The sequence below is a fragment of the Actinotalea sp. JY-7885 genome (assembly GCF_014525465.1).
Lineage (GTDB): Bacteria > Actinomycetota > Actinomycetes > Actinomycetales > Cellulomonadaceae > Actinotalea.
The window spans coordinates 1-23,832 of the sequence record NZ_JACEXH010000027.1 but is presented as its reverse complement, the minus strand read 5'-3'; the positions used below and the strand labels follow the sequence as shown (position 1 = coordinate 23,832).

At 74.0% G+C, this 23,832-nt stretch carries 21 protein-coding genes; 16 read left to right on the top strand and 5 right to left on the bottom strand.

Going from position 1 to position 23,832, the window contains the following annotated elements:
- Positions 1-123: 123 nt before the first annotated feature.
- Positions 124-777, bottom strand: a complete 654-nt coding sequence (locus tag IDM29_RS04360) for a response regulator transcription factor (protein WP_182111617.1) — start codon at positions 775-777, stop codon at positions 124-126.
- Positions 778-815: 38 nt separating this feature from the next.
- The gene (locus IDM29_RS04355; RefSeq protein ID WP_182111616.1) at positions 816-2,192 is read right to left on the bottom strand and encodes a sensor histidine kinase; all 1,377 of its coding nucleotides are present in this window, start codon (positions 2,190-2,192) and stop codon (positions 816-818) included.
- A 117-nt stretch (positions 2,193-2,309) separates the two neighbouring features.
- On the opposite strand from IDM29_RS04355, the gene gatC reads away from it, so the two are divergent.
- From gatC to IDM29_RS04330, 5 genes are all read left to right on the top strand, one after another.
- Complete coding sequence (gene gatC, locus IDM29_RS04350) at positions 2,310-2,606, top strand: Asp-tRNA(Asn)/Glu-tRNA(Gln) amidotransferase subunit GatC (protein WP_182111615.1); 297 nt, start codon at positions 2,310-2,312, stop codon at positions 2,604-2,606.
- The gene (gene gatA, locus IDM29_RS04345; RefSeq protein WP_182111614.1) at positions 2,606-4,264 is read left to right on the top strand and encodes an Asp-tRNA(Asn)/Glu-tRNA(Gln) amidotransferase subunit GatA; all 1,659 of its coding nucleotides are present in this window, start codon (positions 2,606-2,608) and stop codon (positions 4,262-4,264) included. The genes gatC and gatA overlap by 1 nt, the downstream gene beginning before the upstream one ends.
- Positions 4,261-5,772 (top strand): Asp-tRNA(Asn)/Glu-tRNA(Gln) amidotransferase subunit GatB, encoded by a 1,512-nt coding sequence (gene gatB / locus IDM29_RS04340; protein ID WP_182111613.1) that lies wholly within the window; start codon positions 4,261-4,263, stop codon positions 5,770-5,772. The genes gatA and gatB overlap by 4 nt, the downstream gene beginning before the upstream one ends.
- A gap of 4 nt (positions 5,773-5,776) precedes the next feature.
- Positions 5,777-6,415, top strand: a complete 639-nt coding sequence (locus IDM29_RS04335; RefSeq protein WP_182111612.1) for a GNAT family N-acetyltransferase — start codon at positions 5,777-5,779, stop codon at positions 6,413-6,415.
- A 100-nt stretch (positions 6,416-6,515) separates the two neighbouring features.
- Positions 6,516-7,445, top strand: a complete 930-nt coding sequence (locus tag IDM29_RS04330) for a 2-hydroxyacid dehydrogenase (RefSeq protein ID WP_182111611.1) — start codon at positions 6,516-6,518, stop codon at positions 7,443-7,445.
- A 132-nt stretch (positions 7,446-7,577) separates the two neighbouring features.
- Here the strand turns inward: IDM29_RS04330 and IDM29_RS04325 are convergent, their stop codons facing one another.
- The gene (locus IDM29_RS04325) at positions 7,578-8,459 is read right to left on the bottom strand and encodes a fructosamine kinase family protein (protein ID WP_182111610.1); all 882 of its coding nucleotides are present in this window, start codon (positions 8,457-8,459) and stop codon (positions 7,578-7,580) included.
- A 160-nt stretch (positions 8,460-8,619) separates the two neighbouring features.
- Between IDM29_RS04325 and IDM29_RS04320 the strand changes: the two genes are divergently transcribed.
- Positions 8,620-10,137: a peptide MFS transporter gene (locus IDM29_RS04320; RefSeq protein ID WP_182111609.1), complete on the top strand. Its 1,518-nt coding sequence runs from the start codon at positions 8,620-8,622 to the stop codon at positions 10,135-10,137.
- A gap of 37 nt (positions 10,138-10,174) precedes the next feature.
- Here the strand turns inward: IDM29_RS04320 and IDM29_RS04315 are convergent, their stop codons facing one another.
- Entirely contained in the window at positions 10,175-11,179 is a 1,005-nt protein-coding gene (locus tag IDM29_RS04315; RefSeq protein WP_182111608.1) for a LacI family DNA-binding transcriptional regulator, read from the bottom strand.
- Positions 11,180-11,467: 288 nt separating this feature from the next.
- Here IDM29_RS04315 and IDM29_RS04310 point away from each other — a divergent pair, with 288 nt between their 5' ends.
- The 7 genes from IDM29_RS04310 (at position 11,468) to ilvD (ending at position 21,367) form a co-directional block, all read left to right on the top strand.
- Complete coding sequence (locus IDM29_RS04310) at positions 11,468-12,769, top strand: extracellular solute-binding protein (RefSeq protein WP_182111607.1); 1,302 nt, start codon at positions 11,468-11,470, stop codon at positions 12,767-12,769.
- A gap of 8 nt (positions 12,770-12,777) precedes the next feature.
- Complete coding sequence (locus IDM29_RS04305; RefSeq protein WP_182111606.1) at positions 12,778-13,797, top strand: carbohydrate ABC transporter permease; 1,020 nt, start codon at positions 12,778-12,780, stop codon at positions 13,795-13,797.
- Complete coding sequence (locus IDM29_RS04300) at positions 13,794-14,684, top strand: carbohydrate ABC transporter permease (protein WP_182111605.1); 891 nt, start codon at positions 13,794-13,796, stop codon at positions 14,682-14,684. Before IDM29_RS04305 ends, IDM29_RS04300 begins: the two co-directional genes overlap by 4 nt.
- A gap of 179 nt (positions 14,685-14,863) precedes the next feature.
- Complete coding sequence (locus tag IDM29_RS04295) at positions 14,864-17,281, top strand: glycoside hydrolase family 3 N-terminal domain-containing protein (protein ID WP_255491901.1); 2,418 nt, start codon at positions 14,864-14,866, stop codon at positions 17,279-17,281.
- Positions 17,278-18,837 carry a glycoside hydrolase family 43 protein gene (locus IDM29_RS04290; protein WP_182111603.1) on the top strand — a complete coding sequence of 520 codons (1,560 nt, stop codon included), beginning with the start codon at positions 17,278-17,280 and terminating at the stop codon, positions 18,835-18,837. The genes IDM29_RS04295 and IDM29_RS04290 overlap by 4 nt, the downstream gene beginning before the upstream one ends.
- Positions 18,838-18,899: 62 nt before the next feature.
- On the top strand, positions 18,900-19,565 hold the full coding sequence (locus tag IDM29_RS04285; RefSeq protein ID WP_182111602.1) for a VOC family protein: 666 nt from the start codon (positions 18,900-18,902) through the stop codon (positions 19,563-19,565).
- A 92-nt stretch (positions 19,566-19,657) separates the two neighbouring features.
- On the top strand, positions 19,658-21,367 hold the full coding sequence (ilvD, locus tag IDM29_RS04280; RefSeq protein ID WP_182111601.1) for a dihydroxy-acid dehydratase: 1,710 nt from the start codon (positions 19,658-19,660) through the stop codon (positions 21,365-21,367).
- On the opposite strand, the gene IDM29_RS04275 is transcribed toward ilvD, so the two are convergent.
- Positions 21,360-21,851 carry a GNAT family N-acetyltransferase gene (locus IDM29_RS04275; protein WP_370525730.1) on the bottom strand — a complete coding sequence of 164 codons (492 nt, stop codon included), beginning with the start codon at positions 21,849-21,851 and terminating at the stop codon, positions 21,360-21,362. The genes ilvD and IDM29_RS04275 overlap by 8 nt on opposite strands.
- Positions 21,852-21,919: 68 nt before the next feature.
- Between IDM29_RS04275 and IDM29_RS04270 the strand changes: the two genes are divergently transcribed.
- From IDM29_RS04270 to IDM29_RS04260, 3 genes are all read left to right on the top strand, one after another.
- Positions 21,920-22,780 (top strand): hypothetical protein, encoded by an 861-nt coding sequence (locus IDM29_RS04270; protein ID WP_255491565.1) that lies wholly within the window; start codon positions 21,920-21,922, stop codon positions 22,778-22,780.
- A gap of 102 nt (positions 22,781-22,882) precedes the next feature.
- Positions 22,883-23,158, top strand: a complete 276-nt coding sequence (locus IDM29_RS04265; protein ID WP_182111598.1) for a WXG100 family type VII secretion target — start codon at positions 22,883-22,885, stop codon at positions 23,156-23,158.
- Between the two features lie 127 nt (positions 23,159-23,285).
- A partial coding sequence (locus IDM29_RS04260; protein WP_223147957.1) for a hypothetical protein occupies positions 23,286-23,832 on the top strand: 547 nt, incomplete at its 3' end.

Here is a 23,832-nt window from a genome sequence, read left to right as displayed (position 1 = left end):
GGCGGCTCACCTACGGCGCGGCCCGCACGCCCGCCGTGCCCGCGGGCATGCCGGCTGCGCCGCCTCCCGCCGCGCTCGCCGGCTAGGGATCGGCCACCGGGCGCTCGCAGGGCCGGGCGGTCCTCAGGCCCGCGCCCCGCGCATCCAGGCCAGGACCGCGAGCACGCGGCGGTTGTCCTCTGCCGCCGGCTCGAGGCCGAGCTTGGCGAGCACGTTGGCCACGTGCTTCTCGACGGCGCCGCCGCTGACCACCAGCCGTTGCGCGATCGCGCCGTTCGAGCGGCCCTCGGCCATGAGCGCGAGCACCTCGCGCTCGCGCGGGGTCAGGGTGTCGACCGGGTCGGCGGGCCGGCACTGGACGAGCAGCTGCGCGACGACGTCCGGGTCCAGCACGGTGCCGCCCGCCGCGACGCGCGCGAGGGCGTCCTCGAGCGCGTCGAGGTCCTGCACGCGGTCCTTGAGCAGGTAGCCGACGCCGCCGCGGCCGTCGGCGAGCAGGTCCCGCGCGTAGGACTCCTCGACGTACTGCGAGAGCACGAGGACGCCCAGCCCGGGGACCGCCGCCCGTGCCGCGACCGCCGCGCGCAGCCCGTCGTCGGTGAAGGTCGGTGGCATCCGCACGTCGAGCACCGCGACGTCGGGCCGGTGCTCCGTCACGCCCGGCACGACGGCGTCGGCGTGGTCCACGGCGGCGACCACCGTGTGCCCCGCCTCCTCGAGCAGCCGGACAAGGCCCTCGCGCAGCAGCACGGAGTCCTCGGCGAGCAGGATGCGCATGCGGGCCAGTGTGCCGTGCTGCGCCGACCTGTCCCCGCTCAGGCCCACGGCAGGGTCGCGGTCACGACCGTCGGGCCGCCGTCCGGGCTCGTGACGGCCAGCGTGCCGCCGAGCCCCTGGACCCGGTCGGCCAGCCCGGCGAGGCCGTGCCCCTTCGCGAGCGCGGCGCCGCCGACGCCGTCGTCGTGCACCTCGACCACGACCCGGCGCGCGGCCGCGTCGGGCGTCGCGCCGCCGTCGTCGTCGCCAGGCGCCCGGTCGGACGAGGCGAGCCGCACCCGCACCTCCGCCCGGCTCGCCCGGGCGTGCTTGGCGACGTTGGCCAGGGCCTCGGTGACGACGAAGTACGCGGCGTTCTCGGTCGACGGCGAGGGGCGGGACCCGTCCGGCAGTGCCACGTCGACCGTCACGTGGACGGTGGACCGGGCCGCGACCGCGCTGACGGCGGCGGCGAGCCCGCGGTCGGCGAGGACGGGCGGCGCGATGCCGCGCGAGAGCGCCCGGATCTCGGCGAGCGTCTCGGCCGCCTGCTCCCGCGCGGACCCCAGCAGCGCGCGTGCCGCGTCGGGGTCCTCGGTGAGGCGGCGCTCCGCCACCGAGAGGTCCATCGCGAGGCGCACGAGGCGCTGCTGCGGCCCGTCGTGCAGGTCGCGCTCGAGGCGGCGCAGCGAGTGGGCCTCGGCGGCCGCCGCCGAGGAGCGGCGGTCGGTGAGGTCCTGCACCTCGGCCTCGAGCGCGGCGCGCGACGCCCCGGTGAGGAGCAGCCGGGCCCAGCCGGCGTGCACCGCGGCGCAGGCGCGCAGCACCGCCGGGAGCGTGAGGGCGAGCAGGAGGCCGAGGACGAGGTTGAGCACCGACTCACTGACCGGCAGCTCGAGGAGCTCCGCCAGCGTCGTGCTCGAGTCGGCGTCGGGGAGCCAGCGCTCCCAGAACCAGTAGGTGAGGCCGCCCAGCGCCCCGGCCCACCACGTGAGCGCGACCGACCACGTCGCGCTCGCCAGGGGCAGCGCGCCGAGGGCGTGCAGGAGCGTCGCCCAGCGCCGCGGGTCGCGCAGCGGCACCAGGGCGCGACGCAGGCCCCGTCCCGAGGCCTGCTGGAAGACGATCGGTGCCAGCTCGGTGCCGCGCGCCGCGAGGCGCACGCGCTCGAGGTGTCCGAACGCCGTCGTGGCGTAGAGGGTCCCGACCGCCACGAAGATCCCGACGACCGTGACGAGCAGCCCGGCGGCCAGCGACAGCCCGACCACCGCGACCGTGAAGGCCACGAGCGCGACGGGCAGGCCGGCGAGCAGGTACCAGGTGTCGCGCAGCGCCTGACGGACGACCGACGTGCCCTCGGCGTGCGGCCGGGCCGGCGCGGCGGCCGGGGCGGCCGCGGCGGGCGGGACGGGGAGCGGCTCGGCGTGGTTCGTCATGCCCTCGATCCTCACGAGCGCGGGTGCGGGCCGCGATCCTGCGAGCCGGCGGACCCAGGGTAGGGCCAGCCCCACCCTGCGGACCGGGCTGCGGGGCTCCCCACTAGACTCGCCGCCATGTCCACCATCAACCGCGACGAGGTCGCGCGCCTGGCGGCGCTCGCCCGGATCGACCTGACGGACGCCGAGGTGACCCGCCTCGCGGGCGAGCTCGACGTCATCGTCGAGTCGGTCGCCCGGGTCAGCGAGATCGCCACCCCGGACGTCCCCGCGACGAGCCACCCGCTTCCCCTGACGAACGTCTTCCGCGACGACGTGCCCGAGGAGCCGCTGCCCGTGGCCGACGCCCTCGCCGGGGCACCCGCGGCCGAGGGGGGACGCTTCGCCGTCCCGCAGATCCTGGAGGAGGACTGATGCCCGGACGCCACGCCGCCGGTGCCGAGGGCGCCACGGGGACCGCGGCTGACGCCGCCGCCACGCAGGAGGCCGCGCTGGAGGGCGCCGAGGTCGGCGCCACGAGCGACCTCACGAGGCTGAGCGCCGCGGCGCTCGCCCAGCTCCTGCGCGCCGGGACGGTCACCAGCGTCCAGGTCACGCAGGCGCACCTGGACCGCATCGACGCCGTCGACGGCGCGCTGCACTCCTTCCTGCACGTCGCGCACGAGGAGGCGCTCGCCACCGCGCGGGACGTCGACGCGCGCCGCGCCGCCGGCGAGACGCTCCACCCGCTCGCGGGTGTCCCGGTCGCCGTCAAGGACGTCATGGTGACCAAGGGCATGCCGACGACGGCGGGCTCGCGGATCCTGCAGGGCTGGGTCCCGCCCTACGACGCGACGCTCGTCGAGCGCCTGCGCGCGGCCGGCCTGCCGATCCTCGGCAAGACCAACATGGACGAGTTCGCGATGGGCTCCTCGACGGAGCACTCCGCGTACGGCGCGACCCACAACCCGTGGGACCTCGACCGCATCCCCGGCGGCTCGGGCGGCGGCAGCGCCGCGGCCGTCGCCGGCTACGAGGCACCGCTGGCCATCGGCACGGACACCGGCGGCTCGATCCGCCAGCCCGCCGCCGTCACCGGCACGGTGGGCGTCAAGCCGACGTACGGCGGGGTCTCGCGCTACGGCCTCATCGCCCTCGCCTCGAGCCTCGACCAGGCGGGCCCGGTGACGCGCTCGGTGCTCGACGCCGCGCTGCTGCACGAGGTCATCGGCGGGCACGACCCGCGCGACTCGACGTCGCTGCCCGAGCCGCTGCCCTCGCTGGTCGACGCCGCGCTGCAGGGACGCTCGGGCGACCTGACCGGCGTGCGCGTCGGCGTCGTGCGAGAGCTCGACGGCGAGGGCTACCAGCCCGGCGTGCGTGCCCGGTTCGAGGAGTCCCTCGAGCTGCTGCGCGGCGCCGGCGCCGAGGTCGTCGAGGTCTCGTGCCCGCACTTCGGGTACGCGCTCGCGGCGTACTACCTCATCCTGCCGAGCGAGGCGTCGAGCAACCTGGCGAAGTTCGACGGCATGCGCTTCGGCCTGCGCGTCGAGCCCACCGAGGGTCCGGTCACCGCCGAGCGCGTCATGGGGGCGACCCGCGGGGCCGGCTTCGGCGACGAGGTCAAGCGCCGCATCATCCTCGGCACCTACGCCCTGTCGTCCGGGTACTACGACGCGTACTACGGCAGCGCGCAGAAGGTCCGCACGCTCATCCAGCGCGACTTCGCGGCCGCGTTCGAGCAGGCCGACGTCCTGGTCTCGCCGACGGCGCCCACGACGGCGTTCCGGCTGGGGGAGAAGCTCGACGACCCGCTCGCGATGTACCTCAACGACGTCGCCACCATCCCGGCGAACCTCGCCGGGGTGCCCGGCATGTCGCTGCCCAGCGGGCTGTCCGACGACGGCCTGCCGGCCGGCTTCCAGATCCTGGCCCCCGCGCGCGCCGACGACCGGCTGTACCGCGTCGGCGCGGCGCTCGAGGCACTCCTCGAGGCGCGCTGGGGCGGCCCGCTGCTCGCGCAGGCCCCCGAGGTGCCCACCTCCGTGCCGACCGTCCCGGCCGACGTGCCGGCAGAGGGGAGCGTCCGATGAGCGCCCAGACCACCGACCTCGTCGACTACGACGACGCCGTGGACCGGTACGACCCGGTCATCGGCATCGAGGTCCACGTCGAGCTCGGCACCGCGACCAAGATGTTCGACGCCGCGCCGACCGTGTTCGGCGCGGAGCCCAACACGCAGGTCACGCCGGTCTCGCTCGGCCTCCCGGGCGCCCTGCCGTCGCTCAACGGCAAGGCTGTCGAGTCCGCGATCAAGATCGGTCTGGCGCTCAACTGCCAGATCGCCGAGCTGTGCCGGTTCGCGCGGAAGAACTACTTCTACCCGGACGTGCCGAAGAACTTCCAGACCTCCCAGTACGACGAGCCGATCGCGTTCGACGGCTACCTGGACGTCGAGCTCGAGGACGGCACCGTCGTGCGCGTCGAGATCGAGCGCGCGCACATGGAGGAGGACGCGGGCAAGAACACGCACGTCGGCGGAGCCACCGGGCGCATCCACGGCGCCGAGTACTCGCTCGTCGACTACAACCGGGCCGGGATCCCGCTCGTGGAGATCGTCACGCGGCCCATCACGGGCGTCGGTGCCCGGGCGCCCGAGGTCGCGCGCGCCTACGTGCAGACCCTGCGCGACATCTTCCGCGGGCTCGAGGTCTCCGAGGCGCGCATGGAGCGCGGCAACGTCCGCGCCGACGTCAACGTCTCGCTGCGGCCGACGCCCGAGTCCCCCCTGGGCACCCGCACCGAGACCAAGAACGTCAACAGCTTCCGGTCGGTGGAGCGCGCGGTGCGCTACGAGGTCTCGCGCCAGGCCGGCGTGCTCGACGCCGGCGGCACCGTGGTCCAGGAGACCCGGCACTGGCACGAGGACACGGGCGTGACGACGTCGGGCCGCATCAAGTCCGACGCCGAGGACTACCGCTACTTCCCCGAGCCGGACCTGGTCCCGGTCGCCCCGAGCCGGGAGTGGGTCGAGCAGATCCGCGCGACGCTGCCCGAGGCGCCCACCGTGCGGCGTCGTCGGCTCCAGGCCGAGTGGGGCTACGCCGACGCCGAGATGCGCGACGTCGTCAACGCGGGCGCGGTCGAGCTCATCGAGGCGACCGTCGCCGCGGGCGCGGCACCCGCCGCCGCGCGCAAGTGGTGGATGGGCGAGCTCGCCCGCACCGCCAAGACCGACGGCGTCGAGCTCGCGAGCCTTCCCGTCACGCCCGAGCAGATCGGCCAGCTCCAGGGCCTGGTCGACTCCGGGCGGATCAACGACAAGCTCGCGCGCCAGGTGCTCGCCGGCGTGCTCGCGGGGGAGGGCTCGCCCGAGGAGGTCGTCGTCGCGCGCGGGCTCGAGGTCGTCTCCGACGACGGCGCCCTGATCGCGGCCGTCGACGAGGCGCTCGCCGCCCAGCCGGACATCGCCGAGAAGGTCCGGGGCGGGAACCTGGGCCCGGTCGGGGCGATCATCGGGGCCGTCATGAAGGCCACGCGCGGGCAGGCGGACGCCGCTCGCGTCCGGGAGCTGGTGCTCGAGCGCGTCGGGCAGGGCTGAGGCCGTGACGACGGTCCCGGTCATCGACGGCGAGCTGGTGCGCCTGCGGCCCATCGGGCCGCAGGACGCCGACCACGTCTGGGAGATGCTCGAGGACCTCGAGGGCCTGCGGATGACCGGGACGACGACGTCGTTCACGCGTGCGCAGGTGGAGGAGTGGTGCGCGACGGTCGCCGACCGCGAGGGCCGGCTCGACTGGGCCGTCACGCACGGCTCCGACGAGTTCCTCGGCGAGATCGTCCTGACCGACGTCGACGCCCACTCCGCGAACGCCAACCTGCGGCTGTCCATGCGGCCGGGTCAGCGGGGGCGCGGCTTCGGCGGCGAGGCGATCGAGCTCGTCCTGCGCCACGCCTTCGCCGAGGCGCCGGAGGGGCTCGGCCTGCACCGCGTCTCGCTCGAGGTCCTGAGCATCAACCCGCGCGCCCGGATGCTGTACGAGTCCCTCGGCTTCGTCGTCGAGGGCCGGCTGCGCGATGCGCACCGGGACGGCGACCGCTGGTGCGACGCGATCGTCATGGGGATCCTCGACGAGGAGCACCGCGCCTGGCGGGACGCGCAGGCGGCGGTGCTCGCGGCCGACGAGCGCGCGCGGCTCGCCGCCGAGGCCGAGCGGCGGGCGCTGCGCGGGGACGACCGCTGACGGGTCGCCCGTGACGCGGGGGCGTCCGGGACCAGGGAGGATGGGGCAGGCCCGCGCCGCGGCGCGGCCGTCCCCGCCGATCGAAGGAGCCCTCCGCCCCATGCTGACCGTCACCGTCCCCAGCACCGACGTCCGCGACCGCCTCACGGGCGGTGACCTGCCCGACGGCGTCCGGGTGCTCGCGTGGGACCTGCGGGCGGACCTGCCCGAGGCGGGTGAGGTCGACCTCGTCGTGCTGCCCAACAGCTCGATCGACGACGAGGGCTTCGCGCGCGTGCGGGCGCTGCCGAAGGTCCGCGTGGTCCAGCTCGCGAGCGCCGGCTACGAGCACGCGCTGCCGCAGATGCCGCCGGGCGTGCTGCTGTGCAACGGCCGCGGCATCCACGACGACGGGACCGCCGAGCTCGCCCTGGGGCTGGTGCTCGCCTCGCAGCGCGGGATCGACGACGCGGTGCGCGCCATGGGCCGCGAGGAGTGGGCGCCGCGGCGCCGCTCGTCGCTCGCCGACCGCCGCGTCATGGTCGTCGGTGCCGGGGCCATCGGCTCCGCGGTGCGCCGGCGCCTCGAGGCCTTCGAGACCGACGTCGTCATGGTCGCCCGCTCGGCCCGCGTCGACGACGGGGTCCAGGTGCACGCGATCGCCGACGTCCACGACCTGCTGCCGGACGTCGACATCGTCGTGCTGGTCACGCCGCTGACGCCGGAGACCGAGGGCCTGGTCGACGCCGAGTTCCTCGCGCGCATGCCCGACGGTGCGCTGCTGGTCAACGTGGGTCGCGGCAAGGTGGTGGACACCGACGCGCTGGTCGCCGAGCTCCAGCGCGGGCGCCTGCGCGCGGCGCTCGACGTCACGGACCCGGAGCCGCTGCCGGCCGGCCACCCGCTGTGGTCCGCGCCGGGCGCGATCGTCACGCCGCACCTCGGCGGCCACACGGACGCCACCACCCCGCGACTCGTCCGCCTCCTGCGCCGCCAGCTCGTCCGGCTCACCGCTGGCGACGAGCCGGAGAACGTCGTCGCCCGCACCTGAGCCCCCGGCTCCCGTCCCGTCGCCCCCGAGCACGTCCGTTCCACGCCACCACGTCCTGCCCAGCGGACGTGCTGGCGTGGAACGGGCGAACTCGGCGGGTGGGCGAGGGGCTGGCCGGGGTGGGCCGGCGGGTCACCGGCGGCGGAAGGGGGCCAGGGTCGCGCGGACCTGGTCGGCGGCCCCCCAGTCGGGGTCGAGCTGCGCGACCACGGCCAGGTGCTGGCGCAGCTGCAGGATCGGCATGCGTGCCCGCCAGCCCGGGTCGAGCGACGTCAGCTCCGCGTAGCGGCCGAAGAACGCCTCGGCCTCGGGCGGCGGCGCCGTGGTCCACAGGTGGGCGAGGTCGACCTCCGCCCAGGTGTAGGAGACGGCGGGGTCGATGAGCGCCGGCGCGCCGCCGGGCGTGGCGAGCACGTTCTGCGTCCACAGGTCGCCGTGCGTGAGGCAGGCCGGACGGTCCGGGAGCAGCTCGGGCAGCCGGGCGCACAGCCGCTCCAACGCGGACCTGTCGGCCTCGTCCAGGGCGGCCCGGACCCGGGGTTCGTCGAGCCACCGCAGCAGCCGGTGCCGCGCGAAGAAGGTGAACCCGTCGTCCTCCCACGTGTTGACCTGCCGCCGCCGTCCCAGCCACCCGTCGCGGTGCCAGCCGAACCGCGGGTGGGTGGTCGTGTGGAGCTGCGCGACGACGTGTGCAAGGTCCTCCCAGAAGGCCGCCGAGCGGGGTCGCGGCCGCAGCACGGACAGCACGAGCAGGTCGCGGCTGACGACGAGCACCTCGGGCACCGCGACGCCGCCCAGCGCGCGCAGCGCGTCCAGGCCCGCCGCCTCGGTCGCGAACACGTCGTCCGACGGCGGCGGCTCGGTGAACGCCTTGACGAAGACCGACGTCCCGTCGCCCCGGCGGGCGATCCCGGCGACGGCGGCGAGCCCGCCCGGGGCCGGCTCGATCGCGACGACGTCGCCGACGCCCGCCGCGCGCAACCGCCGCAGCAGCAGGGCCGGCGTATCGGTCATCGCCGCTCCCGTGTCCCTCGAGCCGGCCCGTCGGCGTGCCCGCGGGCACCGAGCACGATCGCACCCCCACGGCCCCGTGACCAGCCTCACAGGGTGAGGCCGGTCACGCCGAACCTTCTCGGTTGCACGCTCGGGGCGTCGCGGGTGGACGATGGAGCACATGCGTGAGCAGAACACCGCCGGCGCCGCGACACCCTCCCCGCGCGAACGGACCTTCTTCGGTCACCCGCGGGGGCTGATGACGCTCTTCACGACGGAGCTGTGGGAGCGGTTCAGCTACTACGGCATGCGCGCGATCCTGCTCTACTACCTGACGGACGCCGTGGCCGACGGCGGCCTGGGCATCGCGTCCGGCACGGGGGCCGCGCTCGTCGCCATCTACGGCACGTCGGTCTACCTGCTGTCCGTGGTGGGTGGCTGGCTGGCGGACCGGGTGCTGGGCTCGCGGCGCTCGACCCTCTACGGCGGCGTCATCATCGCGGCCGGCCACGTGGCGCTCGCCGTCCCCGTGCCGGCGCTGTCCTACATCGGCATCGCCCTGGTCGCCATCGGCACCGGCCTGCTCAAGCCCAACGTCTCCAGCATGGTCGGCGAGCTCTACTCGCGGGAGGACCCGCGGCGCGACTCGGCGTTCTCGATCTTCTACATGGGCATCAACATCGGCTCGCTGGCCGCGCCGATCCTCGTCGGCGCGGCGCGCGCCTGGGGCGGGTTCCACGCCGGTTTCGCCGTGGCGGCGGTCGGCATGACGATCGCCCTCGTGTTCTTCGTCCTCGGGCGCAAGGAGCTCCGCGGCGCCGGCGAGGCCGTCCCGAACCCCATCCGCCCCGAGGACCGCGCGGGCGTGGTGCGCACGGCGGCGTTCATCACCGTCGGCGTGCTGCTGGTCGTCGTCATCGCACGGCTGTGGTCGGGCAAGACCGACGTCACGACCTTCATCGACGCGATGTCGCTCCTCGCCTTCGCGGCGCCCGTCGCCTACTTCGTCGTCATGTTCCGCTCGCCCAAGGTGACGGCGCCCGAGCGTTCGCGCCTGGCCGCGTACGTGCCGCTGTTCGTGGCGGCGATGCTGTTCTGGATGATCTTCGAGCAGGCCGCGAGCACCATGGCCGCCTACGCGGCCGACCGCACGGAGCTCGAGGTGTTCGGCATGACGATCTCGCCCGAGCTGTTCCAGTCGATCAACCCCGCCGCGATCGTGGTCCTCGCGCCCGTCTTCGCGTGGATGTGGGTCAAGCTCGACGACCGTCCGCCGACGGCGGTGAAGTTCGCGATCGGCCTCTCGCTCGCCGGCGTGAGCTTCCTGGTGCTGTCCGCCGCCGCCGCGGCGGCGGGCGACGGCACGTCGCCCGCGTGGGTCCTGCTGGTCGTCTACGTGATCCAGACCGTCGGCGAGCTCTTCCTATCGCCGGTCGGCCTCGCCGCCACGACGCTGCTGGCTCCGCGGGCGTTCCGCAGCCAGGCCATGGCGCTGTGGTTCCTGGCGCCGGCGGCCGGCAACGCCATCACTGCCCAGCTCATCACGGCCACCGAGGGCATGGACGAGGCGACGTTCTTCGGCGGCACGGGCGCCGTGGCCGTCGTGGCGGGCCTGGCCCTGCTGGCGATCGCCCCGTGGGTCACGCGGCACATCCGCGAGGGCCAGGAGTCGACGGCCGAGGTGGCCGCGCGCGACTGAGGGAGGTGCTGTGGTGTCAGGCGCTGGCCGAGTGTCGTCAGAGCGCGCGGCAGGAGCCCCGCTCGACGAGCTCCGTCGGGAGCGTGAGGTGCGTCGAGGTGCCCGCGACGCCGGCGATCAGACCCACCAGCAGCCGGATGGCCTCGGACCCCATGCGCCGGATCGGCTGGTTGATCGTGGTGAGCCCGGGGACGGTCATCGCCGACTCCGGAACGTTGTCGAAGCCGATGACCGAGAGGTCGTCGGGCACGCGCAGGCCGAGGCCGCGCGCGACCTCCATCGTGCGGATGGCGGAGAGGTCGTTCGCCGCGAAGATCGCCGTCGGGCGCGCCGCCAGGGTCAGCAGCTCGTGCGCCGGCTGGTCGGCCGTCTCGGGGCGGTAGCCACCGACGCGCATGAGCATCGGGTCGGGGGCGATGCCCGCCTCGAGCAGCGCGGTGCGGTACCCCTCCTCGCGCAGGCGGGCCGACTCCAGGTCGGGACGCCCTCCGAGGAAGCCGATCCGCCGGTGTCCCAGGGCCAGGAGGTGCTGGGTGGCCAGGACGGCCCCGCGAAGGCTGTCAGAGTCGACCGTCGGCATGCCGGACGGGCCGGTGTGGGGGTCGACGGCCACGACCGGCACCCCGTTGCTCGCGTCCACCACGGTCGGCGTCACCAGGACCGCGCCGTCGATGAGGGTCCCGCTGAGGCGCGAGAGGTAGCGGCGCTCCCAGCCGACGTCGCCGCCCGCGCGCCCCCCGCCGGAGTAGGCGAGGAGCTCGTAGCCCGTGTCGGCGATGGCCTGGCTCGTGCCCTTGAGCAGCTCCGTGCTGAACGGCTCGAACTCGGCGACGAGGATGCCGATGACGTTGGTGCGCTGACTGCGCAGGCTGCGCGCGACGAGGCTGGACTCGTACCCGAGCTCGTCGACGACCTTCTTGACCCGGGCCGAGGTATCGACCGCGACGCCGTACCGCCCGTTGAGGACCTTGGAGACCGTCGCGACGGAGACCCCGGCCGTCCGGGCGACGTCGTTGATCGTCACGCGGCTGCGTTGCTGCATGGCGCCGAGCATAGCGTTTCGATAACGGTATCGAAATCGTTTGACACGACGGGTTTGGACTTGCGATGCTCGGCGCGCAAGCCCTGTCGACGGTGAGAGGAGCATCCGGTGCGGACGAAGACGAGCCCTACCGGAACGGCGGCCGTGCGGCCGCGCGGAACAGGCACAGATGCCCAGACCCCGGACACCCCCTGTGCGGTCCGACCCCGCTGACACCCCGCGTGTCCCACCACGGCGCTCGCCGGGGACACGCTGTACCACACCGCTACTCAACGAAGAGGACCACTGATGAACACACGGAAGTTCCTGGCGCCGACAGCGCTGCTGATGGCGACCGCCCTCCTCGCCGCCTGTGGCGGCGGCGACACCGGGGGTGGCGGTGGCGGCGGTGGCGAGGACGGCGACGTGACGCTGACCTTCTGGCACAACTCGACCACGGGCCCCGGCAAGGAGTACTGGGACGAGACGGCCGCGCTCTTCGAGGAGGAGAACCCGGGCGTCAAGATCGAGATCCAGTCCATCCAGAACGAGGACATGGACGGCAAGCTGCAGACCGCCCTCAACTCGGGCGACGCGCCCGACATCTTCATGGCGCGCGGCGGCGGCAAGCTCGCCGACATGGTCGAGGCCGGGCAGGCGCTCGACCTCACCGACCTGATCGCCGACGACGTGGAGTCGGCCGTCAGCGGGACGCTCAACGCGTTCACCATCGACGGCAAGGTCTACGGCATGCCGACCTCGGTGCTCCCGGGCGGCATCTACTACAACAAGACGATGTTCGAGCAGGCCGGCATCGAGGGCACGCCCACGACGATGGCCGAGCTCGACGACGCCGTCGCCAAGCTCAAGGCGATCGACATCGCGCCCGTCGCGCTCGGCGGCAAGGCGGCGTGGCCGGCGGCCCACTGGTACTACTTCTACGCGCTGCGCAGCTGCTCGCAGGAGGTCATGCAGGAGGCCGCCGACACGATGTCGTTCGACGACCCGTGCTGGCTGGAGGCGGCCGAGGAGCTCGAGGCCTTCAACGAGACGCAGCCGTTCCAGGAGGGCTACCTCAGCACCGAGGCCCAGGGCAGCGCGTCCTCGTCGGCCGGCCTGATCGCCAACGACCTGGCCGCCATGGAGCTCATGGGCGCCTGGAACCCGGGCGTCATCGCCGACCTCACGCCGGACCAGAAGCCGAAGGCCGACCTCGGCTGGTTCCCCTTCCCGGCCATCGACGGCGGCGCGGGCGACCCGACCGCCATGATGGGTGGCGTCGACGGCTACTCCTGCCACGCCGACTCTCCCGCTGAGGAGTGCGCGGCATTCCTCAACTTCTTCATGTCGCAGGAGCGCCAGGAGGCGTACGCCGAGGCGTTCGTGACCCTGCCCGCCAGCCAGGAGGCCCAGGGCGTCGTGACGGACCCGGCCCTGCTCGACGTGCTCGCGGCGTACAACGACGCGGCGTACGTCCAGGTCTGGCTCGACACGCTGTTCGGCCAGAACGTCGGCAACGCCCTCAACCAGGGTGTCGTCAACATGCTCTCCGGCCAGGACACGCCTGAGGGCATCGTCGCCGCCGTCAACGACGCGGCCGCCAAGGAGTAGTCGGACCCATGAGTGACTCCCTGGGCGATAACACGCTCACGACGACGTCGCCTGAGGGTCGCTCCCGGAGCGGGGGCGGTGCCACCACGGCACCGTCCCCGGTCCGCCGGCGGCGCCCCGGCGCCGACTGGGCCAAGCGCGGCGAGATCGCGCTCCTCACGGGCCCCGCCGTCGTGATCTTCCTCGCGTTCGTCATCTTCCCCGTCGTCATGGCGGCCTACTACGGGTTCTACCGGTGGAAGGGCTTCGGCCCGCCCACCGACTTCGTGGGACTCGACAACTACCTCGCGATCTTCCGGGACACCACGTTCCACGACGCGCTGCTGCACAACGGCTTCATCGTCGTGATGTCCCTGGTCCTCCAGGGCCCCGCGGCCGTGGCGCTCGCGCTCCTGCTCAACCAGCGGATGCGCGGCCGGTCGCTCGTCCGTGTGCTGATCTTCGTGCCGTACGTGATCTCCGAGGTCATCGTCGGCACGGGCTGGAGCATGATGCTCCGCACCGGCGGCGCCATCAACGACGTGCTCGACTCGATCGGCCTCAGCTGGCTGTCGGTGGACTGGCTCGGTGACCCGGATGTCGCCATCTGGACCCTGATGCTGATCATCACCTGGAAGTACATCGGGTTCGCGGTGATCCTCTTCCTCGCCGGCCTCCAGAGCATCCCCGAGGAGCTCTTCGAGGCGGCGGCCATCGACGGTGCGTCCTACTGGCAGATCCAGCGCCGCATCACGCTGCCGCTGCTGGGCCCCACCATCCGCATCTGGGCGTTCCTGTCGATCATCGGCTCACTCCAGCTGTTCGACCTCGTGTACATCGTCTGGGGCCAGTACGTGGCCTCGACCGTGGGCACGTCGACGATGGCGACGTACATGGTCGTCAACGGCCGCAACGCCGGGAACTACGGCTTCGGCAACGCGGTCGCCGTGGTCCTGTTCGTCATCTCGCTGGTCATCGCCCTCGTCTACCAGCGCTACGTGCTGCGCCGCGACACCGAGGGCGCGCTCACGGAAGGGAAGAAGCGATGAGCGCCAGTGTGCTCGCCGCGCCGCCGCTGCCCGCGGACCGGCCGACCAAGCGCAAGCGGGGCGGGGGGCGCCTCGGGCGCAGCGGACCGATGACGTACGTGATCGCGTTCTTCTTCGTCGGCCTGTGCATCGCCCCGGTCGCCTACATCGTGGTCGGCGGCTTCCGGGACAACTCGCAGATCATCCGCGACCCCGCCGGGCTGCCGAACCCGTGGGAGCTCGGCAACTACCTCGGGGTCCTCCAGAGCGAGATCTTCTGGCGCCAGATGGGCAACTCGGCGATCAGCGCGCTCGCCACCACCCTGGGCGTCGTGGTGCTGGGTGTCTCGGCGAGCTACGTGCTCGCGCGGTACGAGTTCAAGGGCCGGACGGCGCTGTACTCGCTGTTCGCCGCGGGGCTCATGTTCCCGATGACGGTGGCCATCACGCCGCTGTACATCCTGGTCCGCGAGCTCGGCCTGATGAACAGCCTGGCCGGCATCATCCTCCCGCAGATCGCCTTCGCGCTGCCGACGACGATCATCATCCTCGTGCCGTTCCTGCGGGCGATCCCCAAGGAGCTCGAGGAGGCTGCCGCCATCGACGGTGCCAGCCGGCTCGGGTTCTTCTTCCGCATGGTCGTCCCGTTGTCCCTGCCCGGTGTCATCACCACGGGGATCCTCGCGTTCATCGCGAGCTGGAACAGCTACATGCTCCCGCTGTTCATCCTCAACGACGAGAACTCCTACACCCTGCCGCTCGGCGTGCAGGCGTTCGCGGCGCAGTACTCCGTCGACACGGCGCGCGTCCTGGCGTTCACGTCGCTGTCGATGATCCCGGCGCTGATCTTCTTCTCGCTCTTCGAGCGGAGGATCGTCGGCGGTCTCACCGGCGCCGTCAAGGGCTGATCCCCGGTTCCGGCGGCGGCACCCGTGCCGCCGCCGGGGCGGGCGCCCGTCGGCCCCCTGCTCGTCCCCTCGTCATGCCCTGCCGCACGAGGCAGGCGCCCCGCCGCGTGCACGCCGCGTGCGGGCGTATCACCGCCGCGTCGCGAAGAAAGAAGGAACCGGTGACGCACGTCCCTGCCATGCCCGAGGTCTCGGAGCGCGTCAGCGCCCTGCACTCCCGCATGACGCTCGAGGAGAAGCTGGCCCAGCTGGTCGGCTACTGGATCGACCAGAACGGCACCGTCGCGCCGATGCAGTCGGAGATGGCGGCCGGGAAGGGCGACCCGTCGCGGCTGGGAGAGATCACCCGGCACGGGATCGGCCACTACACGCGCGTCTACGGCACCCGCCCGGTCGAGCCGGCCGAGCGTGCCGCCTGGCTGTGGGCCGAGCAGCGCCGCCTCAAGCGCGAGACGCGCCTGGGCATCCCCGCGCTGGTCCACGAGGAGTGCCTCACCGGGCTCGCCGCGTGGCGCGCCGCGACCTTCCCGACGCCGCTCGCGTGGGGCGCCTCGTTCGACCCCGAGCTGGTGCGCGAGGTCGGCCGGGCGATCGGCGACTCCATGCGCCTGCTCGGCGTGCACCAGGGCCTGGCGCCCGTGCTCGACGTGGTGCGCGACCCGCGCTGGGGCCGCGTGGACGAGTGCATCGGTGAGGACCCCTACCTGGTCGGTACGGTCGGCACGTCGTACGTGCTCGGCATGCAGGACGTCGGCGTCCACGCGACGCTCAAGCACTTCGTCGGGTACTCGGGCTCGCGCGGCGGCCGCAACCACGGTCCGGTCTCCGCCGGACCGCGCGAGATCGCCGACGTCTTCCTCCCGCCGTTCGAGATGGCGGTCCTCGACGGCGGCGCCCGCTCCGTCATGAACTCCTACTCCGAGATCGACGGCGTCCCCGTCGCCTCGAACCCCGAGCTGCTCACCGACCTCCTGCGCGAGCGCTGGGGCTTCGACGGCGTCGTGGTGGCGGACTACTTCGCCATCGCGTTCCTCGAGGTCATGCACCGCATCGCCGCCGACCGCGGCGAGGCGGCGGGTCTCGCGCTGCAGGCCGGCATCGACGTCGAGCTGCCCAACGGGGATGCCTACCTCGAGCCGCTGGCGGAGCGCGTGCGCGCCGGTGACCTGGACGAGGCCTACGTCGACCGCGCGGTGCTGCGGGTCCTGGCGCAGAAGGAGGCCCTGGGCCTGCTCGACGCCGGCGCGTTCGAGGACGAGCCGCCGGCGGTGGTCGACCTCGACACGCCGCGCCACCGCGAGCTCGCCCGGCGCCTGGCGGAGGAGTCCGTGGTGCTGCTGGAGAACGACGGCGTGCTGCCGCTCGGCGCGTGGGACGCGCCGCCCGCCCGCGTCGCTGTGGTCGGCCCCAACGCCGATCGCGCCGAGGCCCTCATGGGGTGCTACTCGTTCGCGAACCACGTGCTCGCCCACCACCCTGGCGTCGAGCTCGGCTTCGAGATCCCGTCGGTGGCGCAGGCCCTCGGCGAGGCGTTCACCGCGGCCGGCATGCCGCAGCCCGAGCTCGTGCACGCCCAGGGCTGCGCGGTCGAGGGGGACGACACCTCGGGCTTCGCCGACGCCGTCGCCGCGGTCGCGGGTGCGGACGTCGCCGTCGTGGTCGTGGGGGACCAGGCCGGGCTCTTCGGCCGCGGCACCGTGGGGGAGGGCAACGACGCCGAGTCGCTCGAGCTGCCCGGCGTCCAGCGCGAGCTGGTCGAGGCGCTGGTGGCGACCGGCACCCCGGTGGTCATGGTGCTCCTGACGGGCCGGCCCTACGCCATCGCGTGGGCGCTCGAGGGCCCCGGACCGCGTCCGGGCGCCGTGCTCCAGGCGTTCTTCCCCGGCGAGGGCGGGGGACTGGCGCTCGCGGACGTCCTCACGGGCCGACGCAGCCCGTCGGGTCGCCTGCCCGTCTCCGTGCCGCGGGCCACGGGCGCCGTGCCCTACAGCTACCTGCAGCCGGTCCTCGGTGGTCCCTCCGACGTGACCTCCGCCGACCCGACGCCCCTGCGGCCGTTCGGGTTCGGCCTGACCTACACCTCGTTCGCGTACGACGACCTCGAGGTCGACGCGTCCGTCCCGTCGTCCGGGGCCTTCACCGCCTCGGTCACCGTGACGAACACCGGGACGGTCGCCGGCACCGACGTCGTCCAGCTCTACGGGAGCGACGTCCGGGCGAGCGTGACGCGTCCCGTGACCCAGCTCCTGGGCTACGCGCGGACCACGCTGGAGGCGGGGGAGTCGGCGCGGGTGACCTTCACCGTCCCGACCACGCGGCTGGCGTTCTCCGACCGGCGCATGGTGCGGGTCGTGGAGCCCGGGGACGTCGAGGTCTGGGTCGGTGCGCACGCCGCGGCGTCCGACGCCGACGCGGCCAAGAACCACACGGGCGGTGCCATCCCCGCCGGGACGCGCGCGCGTCCGGACGTCGTCGCGGGCGCGGCGACCCCGCGCGCCGTGCTGGCCGTGACGGGCCAGGTCCACGAGGTCCGCCTCGACGACGCGCGCTGGGTGGAGGTCGCCGTGGCGCGCGCGGCGAGCGAGGTCACCGCGTGACGCTGGTCGCCAACCCCGTCCTGCCCGGCTGCTACCCGGACCCGTCGATCTGCCGGGTGGGGGACACGTACTACCTGGTCACCTCGACGTTCGAGTACCTGCCGGGGCTGCCGGTCTTCCGGAGCCACGACCTGGTCTCGTGGGAGCAGATCGGCCACGTCGTCGACCGGCCGGGCATGCTGGACTACGCCGGGATCCCGTCGTCGGGCGGGCTGTACGCGCCCACGCTGCGTCACCACGACGGGCTCTTCTGGCTCGTCTGCACCCTGGTCACGCGCCAGGAGGGCGTGCCGGGCGGCAACTTCGTGATGACGGCCGCGGACCCCGCGGGGCCGTGGTCCGAGCCGACCTGGCTCGGCGTCGACGGGATCGACCCCTCGATCTTCTTCGACGACGACGGGCGCGCGTGGGTCCACGGGACCCGGCTCGCGCAGGACCCGGAGTGGTTCGACCAGACCGAGGTCTGGATCCGCGAGCTCGACGTGGAGCGCAAGGAGCTCGTCGGCCCGGAGCACGTCGTGTGGACGGGCGCCGTGCGCGGCGCCGTCTGGGCCGAAGGGCCCCACCTGTACCGGGTCGACGGCTCCTACTACCTGCTCGCGGCGGAGGGCGGCACGGAGTTCCACCACGCCGTCTGCGTCGCGCGCGCCGAGCACGTCACGGGCCCCTACGAGGGCTACCGCGGCAACCCGGTCCTCACGCACCGCCACCTCGGCCGAGGGACCGACGTCGTCGGCGTCGGCCACGCGGACCTGACGCAGGCGTCGGACGGGTCCTGGTGGGCGGTGCTCCTGGGCATGCGGCCCTACGGCGGCTACCACTACAACCTCGGGCGCGAGACCTTCCTGGTCCCCGTCGAGTGGCAGGACGGGTGGCCCGTGGTGGCCCCGGGCGTCGGACGCGTGCCCCTGGAGGTCGAGGTGCCGTTCGCCACGCGGCCGGTCCTCGGCGCCGCCCAGGGCACGGCGTCGGGCACCGTGACGCCGGACGACCTGCGCTGGACCTCGGTCCGTGCGCTGCCGACCGAGGTGGCGACGCCGCGCGGTGAGGGGTGGGACCTGCCCCTGCGGGCCGCGACGCTCGCCGACGTCGAGGTCCCCGCCTTCCTCGGGCTGCGCCAGCAGCACCGTGCCGTCGACGTGCGCGCGGTGCTCGTGGCGGACCTGGCACCGGGCGAGGAGGTCGGGCTGGCCGTGCGCCAGTCCGAGCAGGACCACGTCCGGCTGGCGGTGACGGTCGAGGACGGCACGCGCCGCGCGCGCGCCGTGCACGTCCGTGGCGGCGAGGCGACCACGCTCGGCGAGGTCGTCGTCGACGGACCGGTGACGGCCCCGCTCGCGCTCGCGGTGCAGGTGCGCGACCAGGAGTACGCCCTGGTCGTCGAGGGTCCGGGCGCGGAGACCGTCACGGTCGCCGTCGCGGACGGTCGCACGCTCGACAGCGTGGCGACGGGCGGCTTCCTCGGCGTGTGGATCGGGGTGAACGCGTCCGGCAACGGCCGCGCGAGCTCCACGGTCGCGCGCGTCGAGCGGGTGGAGTACCTCCCGATCGCCTGATCGAGGCTGCGCGGCACGGGCCGGGGCTCGATCGGCCCGCCCCGCGGTGCCACGATGGCGGGATGACGACGCTCACCGACATGGCCGTGACCCAGCAGGTGGACGAGCGCCACTGGCGGGTCGTCCTGGGCCGGCTCCACACGACCGTCCGCACCGGTTCGTTCGTGCGCGGTGCCGAGCTGGTCCAGCGCCTCGCCGCGGTCGCCGAGGAGCTCGGGCACCACCCCGACGTCGTGCTCCGGTACCCGAGCGTGGCCGTGAGCACGTGGTCGCACGACGTCGGCGCCCTCACGGACCGAGACGTGCGCCTCGCGCACGCGATCTCGGCGGTCGTCGACGAGCTCGGGCTCGACGCCGACACGCGCGCGCCGCAGGCGACCGAGATCGCTGTGGACGCGCTCGACATCGCGGCCGTCGCGCCGTTCTGGCGCGCGGTCATGGGGTACGAGAACGAGCGGCTCGAGGCGGAGGACCCCTCGCCCGCGCTCGTGGACCCGCGCGGCGTCGGACCGTCCGTGTGGTTCCAGCAGATGGAGGCGCCGCGCCCCCAGCGCAACCGGATCCACCTCGACGTCACGGTGCCGCACGACGAGGCGGAGGCTCGGGTCGCCGCGACGCTCGCCGCGGGCGGACGCCTCGTGAGCGACGACCGGGCGCCCGCCTGGTGGGTCCTCGCGGACCCCGAGGGCAACGAGGTCTGCGTGTGCACGTGGCAGGCGCGCGGCTGACGGCGGCGCAGGCGAGCGCGGCCCGCTGACGCGGTGGTCCGCCCCTCGACCCGACGCCGGACCACGAACCGGGCGGGCCTAGAATCCGCAGCATGAGTCAGACCCCCGCGCCCGGCGCCGACATCAAGCCCCGCAGTCGTCAGGTCACCGACGGGCTCGAGGCCACCGCCTCCCGCGGGATGCTGCGGGCCGTCGGCATGGGCGACGACGACTGGGTCAAGCCGCAGATCGGCGTCGCGAGCTCGTGGAACGAGATCACGCCCTGCAACCTGTCGCTCGACCGCCTCGCGAAGGCCGTGAAGAACGGCGTGCACGCCGGCGGCGGCTACCCGCTGGAGTTCGGCACGATCTCCGTCTCCGACGGCATCTCCATGGGCCACGAGGGCATGCACTTCTCGCTCGTGAGCCGCGACATCATCGCCGACTCCGTCGAGACCGTCATGCAGGCCGAGCGGCTCGACGGCTCCGTGCTGCTGGCGGGCTGCGACAAGTCCCTGCCGGGCATGCTCATGGCCGCGGCGCGCCTGGACCTGGCGTCGGTGTTCCTCTACGCCGGCTCCATCGCGCCGGGCTGGGTCAAGCTCTCGGACGGCACCGAGAAGGACGTGACGATCATCGACGCCTTCGAGGCCGTCGGTGCGTGCGCGCGCGGCCTGATGAGCCGCGACGACGTCGACCGCATCGAGCGCGCGATCTGCCCGGGTGAGGGTGCGTGCGGCGGCATGTACACCGCGAACACGATGGCCTCGGTCGCCGAGGCGATGGGCATGTCCCTGCCGGGCTCGGCCGCGCCGCCGTCCGCCGACCGCCGGCGCGACATGTTCGCCCAGCGCTCGGGCGAGGCGGTCGTGGAGCTGCTGCGCCGGGGCATCACCGCGCGCCAGATCATGACCAAGGAGGCGTTCGAGAACGCCATCGCCGTCGTCATGGCCTTCGGTGGCTCGACCAACGCGGTGCTCCACCTGCTCGCCATCGCGCACGAGGCCGAGGTCGACCTCACGCTCGGCGACTTCCAGCGGGTCGCGGCGCGGGTCCCGCACCTGGGTGATCTCAAGCCGTTCGGCCGGTACGTCATGAACGACGTGGACCGCATCGGTGGCGTGCCGGTGATCATGAAGGCGCTGCTCGACGCCGACCTGCTGCACGGTGACTGCCTCACGGTGACCGGCAAGACCGTGGCCGAGAACCTCGCCGACGTGGCCCCGCCGGACCCCGACGGCAAGATCCTGCGCGCGCTGGACAACCCGATCCACCGCACCGGCGGCATCACGATCCTGCACGGCTCGCTCGCCCCGGAGGGCGCGGTCGTCAAGAGCGCCGGCTTCGACTCCGACGTGTTCGAGGGCACCGCGCGCGTCTTCGAGCGCGAGCGCGCCGCCATGGACGCCCTCGAGGACGGCACCATCGTCGCCGGCGACGTCGTCGTGATCCGCTACGAGGGCCCCAAGGGTGGCCCGGGCATGCGCGAGATGCTCGCCATCACCGGTGCCATCAAGGGTGCGGGCCTGGGCAAGGACGTCCTCCTGCTGACCGACGGCCGGTTCTCGGGCGGCACGACGGGCCTGTGCGTCGGTCACGTCGCGCCCGAGGCGGTCGACGCCGGCCCGATCGCCTTCGTGCGGGACGGTGACCGGATCCGCCTCGACGTCGCGAACGGCACCCTCGACGTGCTGGTCGACGAGGCGGAGCTGGCCGAGCGCGCGGTCGGCTGGGCGCCGCTGGCGCCCACCTACACGCGCGGCGTGCTGGCCAAGTACGCCAAGCTCGTGCAGTCCGCCTCGAAGGGCGCCGTCCTCATCTGACGGGCGACGACCGCTCGATGCCCAGGAAGCGCCGCAGCGCCTGGGCGCCGGCGACCGTGACCGGCCCGTCCGGGCGCACGTAGGTCTCCGGCCTCACCACGACGTGCTGCTCCTCGACGCCGACCGTGCCGTTCCCGGTGTGCTGCACGGTGCGCCGGCGGCCGTTCTCCACGTACCCGACCTTGCGGCTGACCGCCGCCGAGGCGTGGTTGCCGACGACGTACCCCGACTCGCACGCCAGTGCGCCGAGCTCGTCGAACGCGAGGCCGACCACGAGCCGGCGCATCAGCGTCCCGGTGCCGACGCCCTGGTGGGCCACGCCGAGCCAGGAGCCGGTGTGAGCATGGCGCGCATCCTCGCAACGGGTGCGGCCGCCCGGCGAGCGAGTTCGCAGGTCCTGCGGAGCGGGCCCGTGCGTCCCCGCCGGCCGCGCGACGCGCCGACCACCCGGACGGCCCGCGCCGTCGCCGCCGTGACGTGGCACGGTGGACCGGCTCGTCCCGTCGCCGGGGCGGGGTACCGGACCGCAGGGCGAGGGGGAACGTGCTCAGGGTGACGTTGCGCGGGGTAGGGGTGCCGACGGTGGTGCTCGGCTCCGGCGAGAGCCTGCTCGTGGGCCGGGCGCCGCACGGGGCGCTGCCGGACGAGGACCCCGACGCCGAGCTGCGGCGCACCGCGCTGGCCCTTCCGCGCGTCGCGCCGCACGTCTCCCGCGTGGTCGGGGAGATCGTCGTCGGCGAGGAGGTCGTGCGACTGCGCTGGCACGGCTCCACGGAGGCCCAGCTCTCGAGCCTCTTCGACGCCCCGGGCGGTGCGCGGCGCGTCGCCCTGGCGGACGGGATGGCGGCGCTCCTGGACGAGGGCGAGAACCACGTCCTGCTGCTCCGTGGCCGGCAGACGGCGCCCGACAGGTACACGGACCTCGTGCTCGTCGTCGACGTGAGCATCCCCGAGCCGGCGGCCGTGGTGCCGCTGCCGGGCGTCGCCGAGCCCGACCCGGACGGTGCGGCCACCGCCCCCGCGCCGCACCTGGAACGCTGGTCCCGCGAGTGGTACGTCGCCCTGGCGCTCGCGGAGCCGTGGCTGGTCGGCGCCGACGACTACCCGCGTCCGGCGTCCAACCGCGAGATCTTCGAGCGCATCCTGCACTGGCGCGGGCACGCCTGGAACCTCGAGCGCGCGCAGCGCGTCGACGACGCGATCCGGTCCGTCGCGCGCATGGCCTTCGGGCCGGACGACGACCCCTTCACCCAGACCGCGGGGCGCGTGCAGAACGTGCGCTTCGCCGTCGGGCGCCGGGCGGCCGAGGTGCGCCTCGTCACGGCCGCCGACCTCGCGCTCGTCGAGCAGGCACGAGCACGCGGCGACGGCCTGCAGCCCGATCGGCCCGTCGAGGGCGCCGACCGCGCCTGACGCGGCGGAACCTTCCACCCCCGCGAGCCTGGCTCGCGCCCGCGCGTCCTGCCTAGCGTCCGGACCAGCCCGCCCCGGGCTCCCGGACCTCAGGAGGACGCCATGTACGACAAGTCGCAGTTCTACGGCATCGACCCCGAGTACAGCCGTGAGGCCTCGCGCCGGATGGACGACGGCGCGGCGAGCCTGAAGTCCATGGTGGGCCAGGTCAGCGCGATGCTCGCGCAGGTCACGTGGGTGGGCGCGGATGCACAGCGCTTCGCCGGCGAGTGGGAGGGGTCCCTGCGTCCCGAGCTCGCCGCGGCGACCGACAACCTGCGGGAGAACGCCGCCGAGCTCAAGCGGCGTGCCGACCTGCAGGACGAGGCCAGCCGGTGACCTCCCGGGGCACGCGGCCCGCGCCGACGAGGCGGAACCTTCCACCCGCCGGGCCCTGGGCCTGCGCGTCCCGCGTCCCTAGCGTCCTCGTCAGCAGCAGCGGCACGACCGACCGGAGGTAGGCGCGATGTTCCAGGGAGCAGACGTCGACGGGCTCGACACGCTCGCGCGGCGCACGAACGAGGCGGCCGACTTCGCGGACGACGTCGTCGTCGCGCTGAAGATCGTGGTCGCGGCCCTCGAGGCCATGTCGTGGACCGGGTGGGCCGCGGCCTTCGCCGCCTACCTCAAGGGTGTCGTCATCCCGTGGGTGCAGACGACCGGGAAGTACCTGCGCACGTTCGCCCAGGTCCTCGCGCTGGCCTCGAAGCAGCAGAAGGAGGTCAGCGGCGACGTCGTGCGCGTCGCGCTGCCCGCCGGGTCGTGGACGCCGACGGTCTACCCGACGCAGTCGGCCGTCGTCGCGCCGCGCCTGGTGGCGCCGTCGGCCGCCATCAGCGCCCAGGGCGCCGGTGGCGGCGCGAGCGGGGTGCAGGTGACGATCACCGCGCCGCAGGGGATCGGGATGCCGACGGCGGGGGCGACCGGCGGCGGAGCGGTCGGCGGTGGTTCGCAGGTGAGCGCGCCGGTCCCGGCGGGGAGCGCCGCGTCGGCGGCGCCCGTCCCGGGCGGGG